This is a genomic window from Hyphomonadaceae bacterium BL14, assembly GCA_027627705.1.
GTDB lineage: Bacteria > Pseudomonadota > Alphaproteobacteria > Caulobacterales > Maricaulaceae > Oceanicaulis.
In genome coordinates, this window is record CP091242.1 from 2,602,819 (window position 1) to 2,619,381 (window position 16,563).

At 67.0% G+C, this 16,563-nt stretch carries 16 protein-coding genes; 8 read left to right on the top strand and 8 right to left on the bottom strand.

Features of this window, described 5'->3' with window-relative positions:
* Positions 1-18: 18 nt before the first annotated feature.
* Together L2D00_12650 and hemC are read right to left on the bottom strand one after the other, a co-directional pair.
* Positions 19-741, bottom strand: coding sequence for a uroporphyrinogen-III synthase (locus tag L2D00_12650; protein ID WBQ12687.1), 723 nt, complete (start codon positions 739-741; stop codon positions 19-21).
* A 1-nt stretch (position 742) separates the two neighbouring features.
* Positions 743-1,699 (bottom strand): hydroxymethylbilane synthase, encoded by a 957-nt coding sequence (gene hemC / locus L2D00_12655; protein ID WBQ12688.1) that lies wholly within the window; start codon positions 1,697-1,699, stop codon positions 743-745.
* Between the two features lie 60 nt (positions 1,700-1,759).
* Between hemC and tsaD the strand changes: the two genes are divergently transcribed.
* Positions 1,760-2,905: a tRNA (adenosine(37)-N6)-threonylcarbamoyltransferase complex transferase subunit TsaD gene (gene tsaD, locus L2D00_12660; protein WBQ12689.1), complete on the top strand. Its 1,146-nt coding sequence runs from the start codon at positions 1,760-1,762 to the stop codon at positions 2,903-2,905.
* 40 nt (positions 2,906-2,945) lie between these two features.
* On the top strand, positions 2,946-3,947 hold the full coding sequence (locus tag L2D00_12665; GenBank protein ID WBQ12690.1) for an NAD(P)-dependent glycerol-3-phosphate dehydrogenase: 1,002 nt from the start codon (positions 2,946-2,948) through the stop codon (positions 3,945-3,947).
* A 25-nt stretch (positions 3,948-3,972) separates the two neighbouring features.
* On the opposite strand, the gene L2D00_12670 is transcribed toward L2D00_12665, so the two are convergent.
* Complete coding sequence (locus L2D00_12670) at positions 3,973-4,371, bottom strand: DUF2237 domain-containing protein (GenBank protein ID WBQ12691.1); 399 nt, start codon at positions 4,369-4,371, stop codon at positions 3,973-3,975.
* Positions 4,372-4,534: 163 nt separating this feature from the next.
* Here L2D00_12670 and L2D00_12675 point away from each other — a divergent pair, with 163 nt between their 5' ends.
* Together L2D00_12675 and L2D00_12680 are read left to right on the top strand one after the other, a co-directional pair.
* Entirely contained in the window at positions 4,535-5,155 is a 621-nt protein-coding gene (locus L2D00_12675) for a peroxiredoxin family protein (GenBank protein WBQ12692.1), read from the top strand.
* Between the two features lie 68 nt (positions 5,156-5,223).
* Positions 5,224-5,787: a GNAT family N-acetyltransferase gene (locus L2D00_12680; GenBank protein ID WBQ12693.1), complete on the top strand. Its 564-nt coding sequence runs from the start codon at positions 5,224-5,226 to the stop codon at positions 5,785-5,787.
* 190 nt (positions 5,788-5,977) lie between these two features.
* On the opposite strand, the gene L2D00_12685 is transcribed toward L2D00_12680, so the two are convergent.
* Positions 5,978-6,748, bottom strand: a complete 771-nt coding sequence (locus L2D00_12685) for a LytTR family transcriptional regulator (protein ID WBQ12694.1) — start codon at positions 6,746-6,748, stop codon at positions 5,978-5,980.
* A gap of 165 nt (positions 6,749-6,913) precedes the next feature.
* Between L2D00_12685 and L2D00_12690 the strand changes: the two genes are divergently transcribed.
* From L2D00_12690 to L2D00_12705, 4 genes are all read left to right on the top strand, one after another.
* A complete protein-coding gene (locus L2D00_12690; GenBank protein WBQ12695.1) occupies positions 6,914-7,300 on the top strand; it encodes a DUF2306 domain-containing protein in 387 nt (128 codons plus the stop codon).
* Positions 7,301-7,388: 88 nt separating this feature from the next.
* On the top strand, positions 7,389-8,624 hold the full coding sequence (locus L2D00_12695) for an alkaline phosphatase family protein (GenBank protein ID WBQ12696.1): 1,236 nt from the start codon (positions 7,389-7,391) through the stop codon (positions 8,622-8,624).
* A gap of 124 nt (positions 8,625-8,748) precedes the next feature.
* Positions 8,749-10,152 (top strand): dihydrolipoyl dehydrogenase, encoded by a 1,404-nt coding sequence (gene lpdA, locus L2D00_12700; GenBank protein ID WBQ12697.1) that lies wholly within the window; start codon positions 8,749-8,751, stop codon positions 10,150-10,152.
* 160 nt (positions 10,153-10,312) lie between these two features.
* Entirely contained in the window at positions 10,313-10,867 is a 555-nt protein-coding gene (locus L2D00_12705; protein WBQ12698.1) for a GNAT family N-acetyltransferase, read from the top strand.
* A 45-nt stretch (positions 10,868-10,912) separates the two neighbouring features.
* On the opposite strand, the gene L2D00_12710 is transcribed toward L2D00_12705, so the two are convergent.
* From L2D00_12710 to L2D00_12725, 4 genes are all read right to left on the bottom strand, one after another.
* A complete protein-coding gene (locus tag L2D00_12710; protein WBQ12699.1) occupies positions 10,913-11,722 on the bottom strand; it encodes an exodeoxyribonuclease III in 810 nt (269 codons plus the stop codon).
* Between the two features lie 19 nt (positions 11,723-11,741).
* Entirely contained in the window at positions 11,742-12,356 is a 615-nt protein-coding gene (locus L2D00_12715) for a hypothetical protein (GenBank protein ID WBQ12700.1), read from the bottom strand.
* A 350-nt stretch (positions 12,357-12,706) separates the two neighbouring features.
* Complete coding sequence (locus tag L2D00_12720; protein WBQ12701.1) at positions 12,707-14,797, bottom strand: EAL domain-containing protein; 2,091 nt, start codon at positions 14,795-14,797, stop codon at positions 12,707-12,709.
* Positions 14,798-15,051: 254 nt separating this feature from the next.
* Positions 15,052-16,521 carry a hypothetical protein gene (locus L2D00_12725; protein ID WBQ12702.1) on the bottom strand — a complete coding sequence of 490 codons (1,470 nt, stop codon included), beginning with the start codon at positions 16,519-16,521 and terminating at the stop codon, positions 15,052-15,054.
* Positions 16,522-16,563: the final 42 nt, after the last annotated feature.

Sequence of the window (16,563 nt, forward strand, 5' to 3'; positions counted from 1 at the left end):
GCGCGCCACCGCCCGATGTCAGGTTTTCCCGGGCGCAAGGATTGTGCTGAGCGCTTCGAACAGCGCCGCTTCATCAGGTCGCTGCGCCACTGTCACGTGCCCTGCACCCGAATGGCGCAGGGGCCCGGCTGCAGCGTCGGAGATTGCCAGAATGTGCGCTGCGCCAAGCGCTGACAGGCGGCCCGCAGCCTCCACCAGCGCGACCAGGCGTTCCGCACCCAGAGGGGAGTGGAGAAGCACCACGGCGCCCGGCCCAAGCGCGCTCAGCGCCGGTGCGGGCAGGGCCTCCACCGGGCGGGCTTCGTAGGCGATATGGCTGCGCGCATCGCGCCCGATTTGCTGCAGGGCACCAGATAGATCAAGCGCCTGATCGCGCCCGCGCACATGGATGAGCCGTCCCGGATCGGGCGCGTTCAGGAGGATGTCCAGCAAGCCGGCCGCATCGCCCGATCCGGTGACCACGTCCTCATGCCCGGCGGCGCGCGCTGCGGCGGCGCTGGCCGGGCCGACGGCGAAAACTTTGAGGGTTCGCGGCGCGCCAAGGCGCGACAACTGGCCCGCGCCATTGGGGCTGGTGACGATGACACCGCCCGCACCGGTCCAGTCCGGCGCTCCCTCTGTGGCGGCAATGCGCGCCGTCGCGGCGTTAACGGCAGGATAGCCCAGCGCCGCCAGCCGCTCGCAGGTCAGCGTGGCGCCGGGCTCGGCGCGCGTGACCAGCACCGGGCGCGCCGCCGTCATGTCATCCGGTTCCGGCGATAATCGCGGCCAGCGCGGGGCCGCCTGCATCGCGAATCCGTTCGCCGACGGCGTGGCCCAGAGCTGCGGCTTCTGCGAGACCCGCGGCCGGCGCTGAACCCTGATCGGTCCATCGCTGCTGGCCGTCTTCGGACAGGGCTTCCGCGCTCAGCCGGATTTTGCCTTGTGCGATATGGGCGTAGGCGGCGATGGGGGTGCGGCATGATCCGTCCAGCGCTTCCAGCACGCCGCGCTCGGCGGCGGCCGCCAGAGCGCTGTCATGATGCTGGATGGCGTCGCACAGCGCCTGAGCCTGGGCATCGCCCACGCGAATTTCCACGCCGACGCAGCCCTGGGCCGGCGCGGGCAACATGGTGTCCGTGTCGATGGGTGTCAGTTTTGCCTCGTCCCGGCCGAGCCGGCGCAGACCGGCGCGCGCCAGGAAGGTCGCGCCGATCGCGCCCTCGCGGACTTTGCCAAGGCGCGTATCCACATTGCCACGCAGCAGGGTGACCACCAGGTCGGGGCGCGCGGCCAGCGCCTGTGCCTGACGCCGGATCGAGGCGGTGCCCAGCACGGCCCCTTGCGGCAGATCGGCGAGCTGAGCTGACCCGTTGGCGACCAGCAGCACGTCGCGCGGGTCCTCACGCTCCAGGATTGCCGCGATCATCAATCCCTCAGGCAGGCGGGTCGGCACATCCTTCATGGAGTGCACGGCGAAGCGTGCGTCGCCGGCCAGAAGCGCTGTCTCCAACTCCTTGGTGAACAGGCCTTTTCCGCCCGCCGCCAGGAGCGCGCGGTCGGTGATCCGGTCGCCGGTCGTGGACAGGCCCAGAATCGGAAACGCAGCGGCGCAATCCTCCACCCCGGCGGCCTGGCCCAGTATGGCCTGCAGATTATAGGCCTGGGCGAGGGCCAGCGGCGAGGTGCGCGTGGCGATGGGCATGGGTTCAAAAGGCATGGCCGCTCCTGACCGGCGCCGCCCATTGTGTGCGGGCGCGCGCAGCGCTAACGATCTGTCATGGCGTTATCCCATGCTTTTCCGTTCGGGCAACCCGTCGCGTCACCGCAAAAGGCGTTGACCGTGCTGGGTCTTGAGTCCAGCTGCGACGATACCGCCGCCGCCATTGTGCGCCGCGAGCCCGATGGCGCGATCACGATTCTGGCCGAAGCCGTGATCGGTCAGAACGACGCCCATGCGCCCTATGGCGGGGTGGTGCCCGAGATCGCCGCGCGCGCCCATGCCGAGCGGATGGACGGTCTGGCGGCGCGGGTGCTGACCGAAGCCGGGCTCGCACCGGGTGATCTCGACGCCGTGGCGGCCACGTCCGGGCCGGGCCTGATTGGCGGGGTCATGGCGGCGCTGATGACTGCCAAGGGCATCGCGCTGGGCGCCGGCATTCCGCTGGTGGCGGTCAATCACTTGGAAGGCCACGCCCTGTCGCCGCGCCTGACGGGGCGGCTGGACTTCCCCTACCTGCTGCTCCTGGTCTCCGGCGGCCATACCCAGCTCCTGATAGTAATAGCAGTAGGAGTCATGACCCGCCTCGGCTCTACCATCGACGATGCGGCGGGCGAGGCATTCGACAAGACCGCCAAGATCATGGGGCTCGGCTTTCCCGGCGGACCGGCTGTGGAGCGCGCGGCGCGGGAGGCTCGCAATCCGGACCGTTTCGCCCTGCCGCGCATGCTCCTGGGCAAGCCGGGATGCGATTTTTCGTTTGCCGGTCTGAAGACCGCCGCGCGCCGGGTGTGGGACGGGCTGGAGGCGCCCGGCGATCCGGACTGTGCCGACCTCGCCCACGCGGTGCAGGGTGCCATCGCCGCCCATCTGGCCGAGCGTACGGGGCGGGCGATGGACGTCTTTACAGACCGGCTGCCCGAGGCCGGGCGCACGCTGGTGGTCGCAGGCGGCGTGGCGGCGAACCAGACCGTGCGCGGCGCGCTGGCTGCCGAGGCGCAGGCGCGGGGCTTCACCCTGGTGGCACCGCCCTTGAAATACTGCACAGATAATGCCGCCATGATCGCGCTGGCGGGCGCCGAGCGTCTGGCGCTGGGACTGACGGACGGGCTGGACGCGCCGGCGCGGGCGCGCTGGCCGCTGGATGCCGATGCGGCGGCCGCGGCACCGGCGACCGGCTCCGGGCGCAAGGGTCCCAAGGCGTGACATCCGTGCGCGAGAGGGCCAGGGCAGGAAGGGACGGGGCATGACCGCATTTCAGACCATCGGCGTGATCGGCGCAGGTGCCTGGGGCACCGCGCTGGCCCAGGCTGCCGCCAGTGCCGGGCGTGATGTCACGCTCTGGGCGTTTGAGCCGGAGGTGACGGATTCAATCCGCACAACCGGCGAGAACTCCACCTTCCTCAAGGGCGTGGCGCTCAATTCCAGCATCCGCGCGACCTCCGATCCTGAAGCCCTGGCTGGTTGCGCTGCCTACCTGCTGGTCACCCCGGCCCAGCACGCCAGGCGCACGCTGGCGGCTTTCGCCCCTCACATCCCGGACGGCACGCCAGTTCTCCTGTGCGCCAAGGGCATCGAGCAGGGCTCGCTGGCGCTGATGACGGATGTCCTCGCCCAGACCATCCCCCATGCCGTGCCGGCTGTCCTGTCAGGTCCCAGCTTCGCCATCGATGTGGCGCGCGGCCTGCCCACTGCGGTGACGCTGGCGTGTGATGATGAAGCGTTGGGCCAGCAATTGATGGACGCCATCGGCTCGCCGGCGTTCCGGCCCTATTGGAGCTCGGATCTGATTGGCGCGGAGGCGGGCGGGGCGGTGAAGAACGTACTCGCCATCGCTTGCGGCATCAGTGAGGGCAAGGGGCTGGGCCGGTCCGCCCACGCCGCCCTGATTGCGCGTGGCTTTGCAGAAATGACCCGCCTGGGCGTGGCGCTGGGCGCCCGGCGCGAGACGCTGGCGGGGCTTTGCGGGCTGGGTGATCTGGTGCTCACCTGCTCCTCGCCCCAATCGCGCAACATGTCCTGCGGGCTGGCGCTGGGCCGGGGCGAGGCGCTGGCCGACATCATGGCGGCGCGCAATGCCGTCACCGAAGGCGTCGCCACGGCGCCCGCCGTCACCGCGCTGGCGAGGCGGGCCGGCGTGGAAATGCCGATCTGTGCCGCAGTCGATGCAGTTTTGTCCGGCGCGCTGGATGTGGATGGTGCCATCGAAGCGCTGCTGTCGCGGCCCTTCGGGCCGGAAGCCAGCTAAACCTTCGGCAAGCTCGATCCGTGTGTCACTGGCGATCCACCGCGTGGGCGGTCAGCGCCTCCAGCGGCACGATGGCCAGCGTACGGGCATGGGTCGCTGCCAGATCGACCCGGGGCGCGCAGCCGGCTTCGAACGCTTCCAGCCAGCGTGCGGCGCACAGGCACCAGCGGTCGCCGGGGCGCAGGCCGGGGAAATCGAACTCGGGGCGCGGCGTGGACAGATCATTGCCGCGGCTCATGGAAGATTTCAGGAAATCCTCGGTGAGCACCGCGCAGACGGTATGGACGCCGCGATCCTCCGGCCCGGTATGGCAGCAGCCATCGCGGTAGAAGCCGGTCTTCGGATCGTGGCTGCAATCAGCCAGCGGCCCGCCCAGCACATTGCGCGGGGCACCGCCGGAACCGGATACGTGATCGAAGGGCATATCGGGGCTTTCAGCTTGGCACATTGTCAGACTGGCCCGCATGGCCGGGCCGGGCAAGGGCCGCCATCACGACTGTCTCACAACACGTTGAGGCGCCTTTTTCTGGCCCGCACGCCGCGGCACAGTGGCGGGCATCAATCCTGACCCGCTGGAGGGCCGTTCCATGATCACCTGTACTGTCGTTCGCAAGCTCGCGTGCGCGCTTGCCGTTTGCCTGGCGGCACCCGCCGCCTTCGCCGCCGCCAATCCGGATCCTGCCGAGCTGGCGCGTGAGGCGGCGGCAGGGTTTGGCCCGGCAATCGGGTCCCAAGCGCCTGATTTTGCTTTGCCCGATGCGGATGGCCAGATGCGCACGCTGGCCGATATCGCGGGGCCGCGGGGCGCGGTGATCTATTTCAACCGGTCGCTGGACTGGTGCCCGATCTGCATCGCCCAGACCCTCGAGCTGCAGGTGTCCGCCGAGGCGTTCGAGGCGGCTGGCTGGGGTCTGGCCGTGCTAACCTACGACAATGCCGGGACTTTGGCCGCCGCCGCCGAGCGGCGCGAGCTGACGATGACCCTGTTGTCGGACGCGGACAGCGCCGTGATCGATGCGTTTGACGTGCGCGACCCGATCTATGCCGAACCGCGCCACCGCGCCCATGGCGTGCCCTATCCTGTGGCGATCGCCATCCGCCGGGACGGGACTGTCGCCGGCAAGTTCTGGCATGAGGGCGGGCTGGGATCGGATCGCGGCTATGCGGTCCGGGTGAGCGCGCAGGAGGTGCTGGCCACCCTTGACTAGGCGCTTGCGTCTGGCGGCGGGCGGGGCGAGTCTGGCAGGCAGCATGTACTGCCGGGGAGGATGCCGCCATGCTGGACGGACCGGTTCTGGAGACCGCGCGCCTGCGCCTGCGTCCGCCGCAAGAGGCGGACTTTGCAGGGCTTTGCGCCCTGATGGGTGATGAGCAAACAGCCCGGCACATTGGCGGCGCGACCGAACCGGCGCTGACCTGGCGCTCCATGGCCATGCTGATGGGTCACTGGATGATCCGCGGCTACGGATTTTTCTCGGTGGAAGACAGGGCCACCGGAGACTGGGTCGGCCGGGTGGGGCCCTGGAACCCGCATGAATGGCCCGCGCCGGAGGTCGGATGGTCGATCCTGCGCCGCCACTGGGGCCAGGGCTATGGGCCGGAAGCGGCTGGCGCAGCACTGGATTTCGTCTTTGACCGGCTGGGCTGGGAGCGGGTGATTCACCTCATTGCGCCGGAAAATGTCAATTCGGCCGCCGTGGCGCGCAAGCTGGGCTCGGTCAATACCGGCGAAAGTGCGCAGATACCGGGTTTTCCGGGCAGTCTGACGGATGTCTGGGCGCAGTCGAAGGCGGACTGGGCGGTCAATCGTGCGCCGCTTGTCCACGCGCTGACGCCCTGAGCCAGGCGGGGATAACAGGGCGGGACGGCGCGGCGATACAAGCCCTGTCATGCCCGATTCAGGTGTCGAAACTGTCCCGGCATGTGTTCAATAGGGTGCCTGACGGGGTCAAGCGTGCGCTTTAAGGGGTCAAGACGGACGGATTCATGGCCCTGACGGCACCGGGCCGGTTCAGTCCCCCTTCCCGGCCTCAAAACCACCCCGCCTCCTTCAGCGCCGGGTAGTAGCTGCGGCTGACCGGAGCCTCGCTGCCGTCGGTCAGGATCAGCACGCCGCGGCCATCGCCTTTCCTCGCATCGGCGACAGCCGCGCGGGCCACCCACCAGGAGCGGTGGGTGCGGGCGCCGTCGAGGGCCGCGCAGGCGGCGGCCGCGTCCGACAGGCGCATCAGGATCAGCGCCTCGCCCGCCTTGGTGCGCACGCGCAGATAATGATCCTCGGCGCTCATCCACAAGATATCGGCGCGGCGCAGGCGCACGGGCAGCTTGTCGAGGAGGGCGGGTGAGGCGGAGGCCGGGGACGCAGCGCCGGTGCCCGCCTGGTCTTGCGTGCGCGCCGCCATGATGAGGGTCTGGCGGTGGCGCAGATAGCTGATGCCGGTCATGGCGGCGGCGATCACCAGCACGAAGACGGCGAGCAGGGGCAGGTTCGGCCAGTCCGGCGCGCCGCTGCGCACGGCATCAATGGCGAACACCATGGCGGTTACCGGCACGGACAGGAGCACGGCGGCGCCGGCGAACCAGATCCCGTCCGGCCCATCCGGGCGCAGGCGCCGCATGAGGCGGACGCCCAGATGGCCGCTGATCCCGCCGAGCAGGATCAACCCGGTCCAGTAGACCCAGACCAGCGGCCAGCCGAAGGCCTGCGTGCCATAGGGGCCCAGCACGGCCAGAAACGTCCCGATGGCGATGAGCACCCCCGCTTCGCGGACGGTTTTCACAAGCCGGTCCCGGCTGATCATCCTGGCGACCCCTCCCGTTCGCGAAGCGTGAATGACAGCCATAGCGCCATTCACGACGGCTTTCAGCCCCTTCGCGAAAGGCCGGTTTCCGGCGCCGTCCCGCACTGTCAGGTGAGATCCGGCCCGCCGCATGAGCGCGGGTGTAATCGACTACGGAGACCTGACATGAATATCGACGCCTTCCTGGCCGCACCCTGGCATATCCAGCTGCACGCCGGCGCCGCCATCGCTGCGGTGCTGCTGGGCGCGGTGCAGCTGATCGCGCCCAAGGGCACGCTGCCCCACCGCCAGCTGGGCTATGTCTGGGTCGGGCTGATGCTGACCGTGGCGGTCACGGCCATCTTCATCCGGCATAGCGGCAGTTTCAGCTGGCTGCACCTCTTCGTGCCGCTGACTGTGTTCGGCATCGCCGGTCTGATTATCCAGGCACGCAAGGGCCTGGTCAGCCGTCACCGCAACTCGGTGCTGGCCCTGTATCTGGGCGCCTTGATGATCCCCGGCGCGTTCAGCTTCCTGCCCGGCCGCCTGATGTGGGACGTGGTGGCGGGGTGACGGGCGGGATGACGGGGCAGGCCGTCATTGACCTGACGCAGGCATGGCGTATCAGGGGCGGATCCCGCGTGTAACAGGAGCTTCGCCCATGTCCCGCCGTCTGACCCGCCTCGCCCGTCTGGCCGGTTTCACCGCGCCGCTGGCGCTTGCCCTGGCTGCATGCAGCGAGCCGGTGGCTCTGGACCCGGCGCGCGACACGCCGCCGCCGACGCCGCAGATGATGCGCGAGGCCGGGCTGAGCGAAGCCCCGCGCACGCCCTGGGCGGCGCTGGAGCCCTTCTATGACCAGCTTGAGTATGATGTGCCGCGCGCGCCCGCCGGGCCGGCCTTGCCGGGTTCCGACCGGGCGCTGACCTCCATCGCCTTCGGGTCGTGTAACACGCCCGAGCGCGAGATCCCGATCCTCAACGTGATCGCGGACGGGGGCCATGACCTGTTCATTTATGGCGGCGACAATGTCTATGGCGACGCGCGCGCCTATGATGCGACCCTGCCAGAACTGCGCGCGGCCTATCACCAGCTGGCCGCCCGGCCGGAGTTCCAGCGCCTGCGCGCCGCCTTGCCCATGCTGGAAGTGTGGGACGACCACGACTACGGCATGAACGATATGGGCCGCGCGTTTCCCTTCAAGGGCTTCGCCGAGCGCCTCTTCCTCGATTTCTTCGGCGCGGGCGAGGACGATGTGCGCCGCACGCGCGAGGGCATTTACGACGCCCATGTGTTCGGCCCCGACGGCCAGCGTGTGCAGGTGATCCTGCTCGACACCCGCTGGTTCCGCTCTGATCTGACCCCCACCGACGAGCGCGGTGCGGTCGGGCGTGAACGCTATGTGCCCAGCGACGATCCGAACCAGGACATGCTGGGCGCGCAGCAGTGGGCCTGGCTGGAAACGCAGCTTCAGGTCCCGGCCGAAGTGCGCCTGATCGTGTCATCCATCCAGGTTCATGCCGACGGCCATGGCTGGGAAGCCTGGCGCACGATGCCGCGCGAGCGTGACCGGCTTTACAGCCTGATCGGCGAGACCCGGGCCAATGGCGTGGTGCTGGTGTCGGGCGACCGGCATTCGTCCGGTCTGTATGTGCGTGAGGACCTGATCGATTACCCGCTGTACGAGATCACCTCCTCCTCGCTGAACATGTCGTTCCGCGATGAAAACACCGAGCCGGGCCCGCACCGGATCGGCGACATGTTCGCTCCGGAAAACTATGGTGTGGTGGCCATCGACTGGGAGGGCGGGAGCCTCAATCTGGAAATCCGTGACAATACCGGTGCCGCCGTGCGTGAGCAGGCGGTGTCCCTCGCGCAAATCGGGGCGCTGCGCTAGCGCCCGCCGCCGCCTTCATGATCGCGTTGACGCACGCGCGCGGGGGAGTAGGGTGCGGCCAACAGCGCCCGGCCCCTCCCCGCACCCATCGCCCGGCGCCCTTTAAAGAAAGGCCCGCCAAGCCATGGCTGACAAATTTGACGTGATCATCATCGGGGGCGGCCCCGGCGGCTATAACTGTGCCATCCGCGCCGGCCAGCTGGGCCTCAAGGCCGCCCTGATCGAGAAGCGCAAGACGCTGGGCGGCACCTGCCTGAATGTGGGCTGCATCCCGTCCAAGGCACTGCTGCATGCGTCGGAAATGTATGAAGAGGCCGGGACGCACTTTGCCGATATGGGCATTGGCGTGGGCGCGTTGTCGCTGGATCTCAAAAAGATGATGGCGCGCAAGGATGCGGCGGTGAAGGGGCTCACCGACGGCGTCGCCTTTCTGATGAAGAAAAACAAGGTCACCGTGTTCCACGGAACCGGCGCGATCGCAGGCAAGGGCAAGGTGACGGTCACGCCAGACGACGGCGAGGCGCAGACGCTGGAAACCCGCCATATCGTCATTGCCACGGGCTCTGACGTGACGCCGCTGCCGGGCGTGGAGATTGACGAGGCGCGTATCGTCTCCTCCACCGGCGCGCTGGAGCTGGCGTCCGTTCCCAAAAAACTCACCGTGATCGGTGCGGGCGTGATCGGGCTGGAGCTGGGCTCGGTCTGGCGCCGGCTGGGCTCGGACGTGACCGTGGTGGAATATCTCGACCGGGTCCTGCCGGGCATGGACGGGGCGGTGTCCAAAGCTGCGCGCAAGATTTTTGAAAAGCAGGGCATCAAATTCCAGCTGGCGCGCAAGGTCACCGCCGTGGAGACCGGCAAGGCCGGCCTGACGGTAAAGACCGAGGCGGCTGCGGGCGGTGATGCCCAGAGCCATGAGGCCGATGTGGTGCTGGTGAGCATTGGCCGCCGGCCCTACACGCACGGGCTGGGCCTGGACACGGTGGGGATCGAGACCGACACGCGCGGCTTCATCCCCAACGAGCACTTCCGGACGTCCGCCGACGGCGTGTGGGTGATCGGCGATGCGACCTACGGGCCCATGCTGGCCCACAAGGCCGAGGACGACGGCGCGGCCTGTGCCGAGCTGATCGCGGGCAAGGCGGGGCATGTGAATTATCTGGCCACGCCCAACGTGGTCTACACCTATCCGGAAATCGCCGCGGTCGGGTACACCGAGGAGCAGGTGAAGGAGCAGGGCCGCGATTACAAGACCGGCCAGTTCCCGTTCATGGCCAATTCGCGCGCGCGCACCATCCACCAGACCGACGGCATGGTGAAAATCATCGCCGATGCGAAGACGGACGAGATTCTGGGTGCCCATATCATTGGCCCGCACGCGGGCGAGATGATCGCCGAGCTGGCGCTGGCCATGGAGTTCCGCGCCTCGTCGGAAGACGTGGCCCGCACCTCCCACCCCCACCCGACCCTGTCGGAAGCGATTCGACAGGCGGCGATGGGCGTGGAAGGCTGGACCATGCAGATGTAGGTGGCGTGCGCGCGTGCAGCGGGCTGACGGTTACAGCGGTGCGGCGCGCCGTGGATCAGGGCGGACGCATGGGCGTGTGTCACAAAAGTTTTGAGAGACTTCCGCGCGCGGCGCTACGATACAAAGCCTTGCGAGGCGTGGGGCTGGGCGGAGCTGAGGCATGACCGGGTCTGGAGCGCAGATTGAGGTGCGGACCGAACGCCTGCGCCTGGTGGCGCTGGACGCTGTTCTGGCGCATTTGCAGCGGCACGACCGGGATGCCTTCTTCACCGCCCTGCGCGCCCGGCGCGAAGCCGCCTGGCCGCCGGAGCTCAGAGGCCATTTTTCCATGGACCGGTCGCTGGACGCGCTGACTGCCGCACCGGGCGAGGCCGGCTGGCATGGCTGGGTGTTCCTGATGCCGGTGCAGGGCGGCCCCGACCGGGCCGTGGGCGCGGGCGGGTTTCACGGCGCGCCGGGTTCTGACGGGGCGATCGAGATCAGCTACGCCATGCTGCCCAGCTTCCGCGAGCAGGGCCTGGCCACCGAGGCGGTGGAGGGGCTGCTGGGCTGGGCGTTCGCTGACCGAAACGTGAAATCGGTGCGCGCGCGTACGCCCGCTCATCTCGCCGCCTCACGCCGGGTGCTGGAAAAGACCGGCTTCCGCCAGACGGGCGAGGCGAGCGTCAACGGGGAACAGGTCGCCGACTATGCCCGCGCGGTGCCGCAGCGTTAGAGCGTAATTTATCCGAAAATCGGGAGTCACTTTTCCGACTGCGCTCTAGCGCAGTTGCAGCGTCACCGGCGCATGGTCGGAAGGCTTGTCCCAGTCGCGGCAGTCTTCCCAGACCTTGAAGCCCGCGCGGCCCGGCGCCATTGCCGCCGCCTCGAGATCGCCATTGACCCAGATATGATCCAGGCGGCGGCCGCGATTGGACGCGCGCCAGTCGCGATTGCGGTAGCTCCACCAGGTGAACAGCTTCTCCGGTTCCGGGACCAGCGCACGGGGCGCATCGGCGAACCCGCCCGCCATGCGGATGCGTTCGAGCGCATCGGTTTCCACCGGGGTGTGGGAGATCACGTTGAGGAGCTGTTTGTGCGACCAGACATCATGCTCGAGAGGCGCGATGTTGAGATCGCCGACCAGAACGCGCGCGCCGGGATCGTCGCGCCGGCCGGCGAGATAGGTCTCCAGCGCGTCGAGAAAGTCGAGCTTGTGGCGGAAGCGCGGATTGATCTCCGGGTCCGGCTCGTCGCCGCCGGCAGGGATGTAGAAATTGAGGATTTCGAGCCCGTCAATCTTCACGCGCTGATAGCGCGCCTCGGCCTTGGGGCAGACGGCATGGGGCTCTAGCGCCTCGACAGGCAGGCGCGAGACGGTCGCGACGCCGTGCATGCCCTTCTGGCCGGTGACAGCCGCGTGGGGATAGCCCATCTCGGCGAAGGCGGCGTAGGGGAATTGATCCTCCAGGCATTTGATCTCCTGCAGGCAGATGATGTCGGGCGACGCCTCGGCGGCGAAACGGGCGATCTGGGGCGCGCGCAGGCGGACCGAATTGATATTCCACGTCGCCAGGGTCAGCGCGCGCATGGGCAAATCCTCTTTGCGGTCACAGGATGTTGTAGCTGGCACCCGATACCGCCACCGGCCAGCGTCCGCGCACATAGAGCCGCCAGCGCGCGAGGAAGGGATGGGGCGGCTGGTCGTCCTCGGCCTCGGCCAGCAGCACCAGCACGGCGCCATGGGCGGCCTGGATGAGCCCTCCGGCGGCGGCGTTCACAACGGTCTCGTCATAGACATCGTCCATGGCGGCGCTGGCCTCGGCGGCTTCGCGGGCATGGTCGGCGATGCGCGCCTGTACCAGCGAGAAGGCGGCGTTGACCGCCTCTTCGTCGAGGCGCTCGAGCACCTGACCGGTCAGGGCCGCACGCAGCATTTCCTCAGCCTCCCAGGCGGCCGGGTTCTGGTCCAGCGTTTCGGCCACGCCTGCAGCGTCGGCCCAGTCACCCAGCAAGGCCGGCTCAGCTTCGGGAAAGCCCAGCCCGTCGAGATAGGCGCGCGCCAGCGCCTGTTCGCGGCTGTCGAGCCGCTCGCCCAGGCGCGAGAAAAAGGCCGGATCGCCCAGCGACTCAGCGAAGGCGCGGGCCTTGAACAAAAGCGGGATTTCATCGAGCAGGCGGGCGATCTCGTCTTCGCCGCCGCCCTGGGAATGGGGATGGGTCATGGCCGCCTTCTAGCGCGTTTCCATGCGCGCCGGGAACCGGTTTGACAGATGCAGGGGATGTCGCGGGCTCTGGAAATGGCGCGCCCGGCGGCTGGGGGGGCCGCCGGGCGCTGCGTTCGCACCCCGGGGTGAGGGTGCGAGGTCGTGGCCGGGAGGGGTTCCGGCTTCAAGCCTGGCGACGCACGCGGGGGGACGTTGGCGCCAGGAGCGGTCCGTTCGAGGTCCGCACTTGCAAATGTGCCACATCTCCCCGGTTTTGTTCAATTAAATTCGAGAAAGAATTTGAGCGTTGCTGCAATGACACAGGCGTGTCAGGCGCGCGTCACCGCGTCCATGGCCGTGCCGGGTGCCTATCCGGCGATCTGAGCGGCTTTGGTGCCAGGTGCGGAGAAGCGCTCGAACTCGTCCAGCGGCATGGGCCGGGCGAACAGATAACCCTGTGCCAGCGTGGCACCCAGATTGCGCAGGGCGGCATATTGCTCGGCCGTTTCCACGCCCTCGGCGACGGTCTTGAGCTTGAGCGAGCGGGCCATGGCCAGAATCGTCTCGACCACGATGCGCGCATGTTCGTCGTCCATCATGTTGCGCACGAAACTCTGGTCGATCTTGAACACATCGAACGGCATGCGTGTCAGATAGGACAGGCTGGAATGGCCGGTGCCAAAATCGTCAATGGCGAAGGTCACGCCCATCTCGCGCAGCGGGGCGATCTGGGCGATGACGCGCTCGGGGTCGCGCATGGCTGTGGACTCGGTCAGTTCCAGCTCCAGAAGCTCGGGCGGCAGGCCCGATTGCTCCAGCGCATCCATGACGCTGCGGGCGAAGTGCTCGCTCTCGAACTGCATGGCCGAGACATTCACCGCCACCGGCTTGGTCAGGCCGCTGGCGCGCAGGGCCTGGGCGTCGCGGCAGGCGCGGCGCAGCACCCAGTCGCCGATCTCGCCGATCAGCCCGCATTCCTCGGCGGCCTGGATGAACGCACCCGGTGCCAGCATGCCCGCCGTGGGGTGGCGCCAGCGCACCAGCGCCTCGGAGCCGGCGATGGACCCGTCGGCAAAGCTGATCTTGGGCTGATAGAAGACCACCAGCTGATCGTCGCGCACCGCTTCACGCAGTTCATTTTCCAGCACCAGGCGCTCGAACGCGCTGCGGTTCATGGAGGATTCGAAATACTCGTACGCATTGCCGCCGCTGCGCTTGGCCGCCGCCATGGCCAGATCCGCGTGGCGCAGCAGGGTTTCGGGATCGTCGCCATCGCGCGGGAACAGGGCGATGCCCGCTGACAGGCCCAGGAAGACCTGATGGCCGGAAATCTCGAACGGGCGGCGGATCGAATCGATGATGCGGCGGGCCAGGCGCGCCGCGTCAGCCGGATCGCGTAGCTGAGGCAACAGCACGGTAAACTCGTCCCCGCCCAGGCGCGCCACCATGGACGGCTCCGAGCCGCCTTCGCCATGAGCGAGATCCCAGCCGCGGGCCGCTTCGCGCAGACGGCGCGCCACGGCGTCCAGCAGCCGGTCACCTTCGCCGATGCCCAGTGAGTCATTCACCCGCTTGAACCGGTCGAGATCGAGAAAGAGCACCGCGCCTTCCTGCCCGTTCTCGGCTTCGCGGGTCACGCGCTCGACTTCCTTGCGGAAGCGCTCGCGATTGGGCAGTTCGGTGATCATGTCCACATAGGCCAGCCGATGGACGCGCTTCACGCTGGCTTCCAGGCGCGCGAACATGCGGTTGAACGCGTTGGCCAGCAATTCCAGCTCGTCGCCGGTGCGGATATCGATGCGGATGTCCAGATTGCGCGAGGACGCGGCGCGGGCCGCCTCGATCAGCTTGCGCATCGGGCTCAGCGCGCGGCTCACCATCAGCGCCACCAGTGGCAGGAAGACCAGGAGCGCGCCCAGCGCGATCATCACCTGGCGGCGCAGAATTTCTCCGGCCGGCCGCGCCACCGCATGAATCGGCACCTTCACGACGATAGCACCCACCACGCGGCCGTCATGGAAGGCCGGGGCGGCGACATGGATGTCCTGACCGATGGTCTCGACGCGCGTATCCACCGCGCCCAGCGCCGACTGGATCAGCGCGTCGGCGGCGCGCATGCCCGGATTGACCGGCACATCGCCATCGGCGGCCAGAACCGTGCGGCTCACATTGACGGCGTAGATACCGTCGACGTCGGCGCGATCGGAAAACTGGCCCAGGCGCGTGACCAGAAAGCCCGCATCGCCGCTGGCGATGGCCGGGGCAAGCGTGGTGGCGAACAACTCGGTGATGATCTGTGCATGCTGCAGGCCGGTTTCGGTGTTTTCAGCGCGCTTGAGGTAGTACTCCACGCTCATCAGCGCGGCCGTGGCCAGGATCAGGATCAGGCCGCACAGCAGCGTGAACTTGATAACCAGCGAACGCATGACGCGTGAAATCGCATGTCTGATCGGCGCCATGTCCCCTCCCGAGCACAAGAGCAGGCTGTCCGGGCACGGACTGCCTGCCACGGGGACAGCATGGCGCGTTGTGCTGAATATAGGGTTAAACGGCTGAAACCGTTCATTGAGCCAAATGCAATCGGGGGATATGAGTAGATTTACTTATAGATACGGGCAGAGCCAGTGACCCCAAGTGAACTGAAGCCCGCCCCCAAGCGGCCCACTCCCATCGTCGGCGCAGCGCCTACTGGCTGCCGACTTTCAAGCGCGCCTTATCCGCCAGCCGCCCTTAGCTCCGGAATCGCATTCAGGAAAGCCGGTGTGGGGTCGAACTGACAAACCTGAATGCGGCGATTCCCGTTCTCTCCAACATAAATCACAGGGTCCATGGCAATGCGAACTTCCGTCTCGTAGTCGTCGTGGCCCTCTGCGTGGAGTTCTTCGCGCAGCGCTGTTTCATGGTCGGGTGTCCATCCGCCCCAAACGGCTTCGGGGTTGCGCCTGTCCTCGAGTAGCCGAAGATAGTCTTCCACACGCTTGAACCCGAACATCTTCATCACATCAGATTTTTTATGGGTCTTCAGCGCATCCACAATCTGGACCGGGGCGATACGCGCGGTCTTCTTGAAGCCACGATCCGCCATGATGGCAAAGACGAGTCCCATCAGGACGGCCACGACAATCAGCAGGGTCACGTGAGACAGCAGCTGCGCCGCGCGTGCTCCGGCTTCATCCTTAGCGGCCAGCCCGAACACCATGACAACAAGAAAGGTTGCCATGACCAAGCAGGTGAGAAGCTCGAACCAGAAAACTTCTCTGCGCGCGCGTGGCCAGTACCGGTAGACGAAAAACAGAACATAGAAAATCGTGAGCAGGAGTGTCAGTATTATCTGGGATAGCGGTAATCCTAGAGCCGTAATTGCAGGCTCGAAACCGATCCGCACCAGAACGGCAAAAGCATCATGGAGCGCCCAAAGACTGACTCCCATGATAAGCAGAACGGGTGTGATGAACTTTGCTACCCTCAAATTGCGGTGCCGCGGTAGCTCGCGATGATCATTGACCTCCACGAAATACATGTCCCATGCATGACGCAAATAGTACGGTAGGCGCTCAAGCCGGCGCCAGCTGCGCATCGTGTCCTTCACGCCTTCGCTGACCTGATTCATGTCGTCCTGGCGCGATACCACGGCTCGAATCTTCGCCGCATTCTCGCTGACTACCGAACTCTCCCCGTTTAGCTGGTTGGTGATCAGCACGTCGATCCTGGGCGCAAGCTTACCAATGGCGGCATTATAGTCGCGAATCTCCATGTCGAGCTTCGTATGCAAATTAAAATAGATGCTGGCTCCAATCAGTAGCAACACGCCAGTTAGCAAAAATAACCAAAGATCGAAATCATCCGGCGAAACGGGGTGACTGAACAGGCTGGTTCCGTACGCGTAAAGGGTCATCATCGGCAACATTGTCACGACGACTGGAAAGGACGTGGCATGCGCAAACCATCGAAACCGGAATGCGTTGAGTGACCTATGCTTCATCAAAGAGTCGAGCTTGGAGTTGTGCCGGGTGCCTTCAGTTACCGGGACTTCGCCGCACCACATGTCTTTGACGGTTTCTTCAAATATCCGTACTCGCTCGCGCACGCGGGCGCGCTGTTCGTTCGGGTCGTACCCGGTGCGCGGCGACGCCTCTGTGGTTCGCTCCGGTGCCGCAACGCTTTCTGGATTGTCTTGTGTCACGCCTGTCCCCCTCAAGACCCGCCGTTAACCAGCGCGACGGTA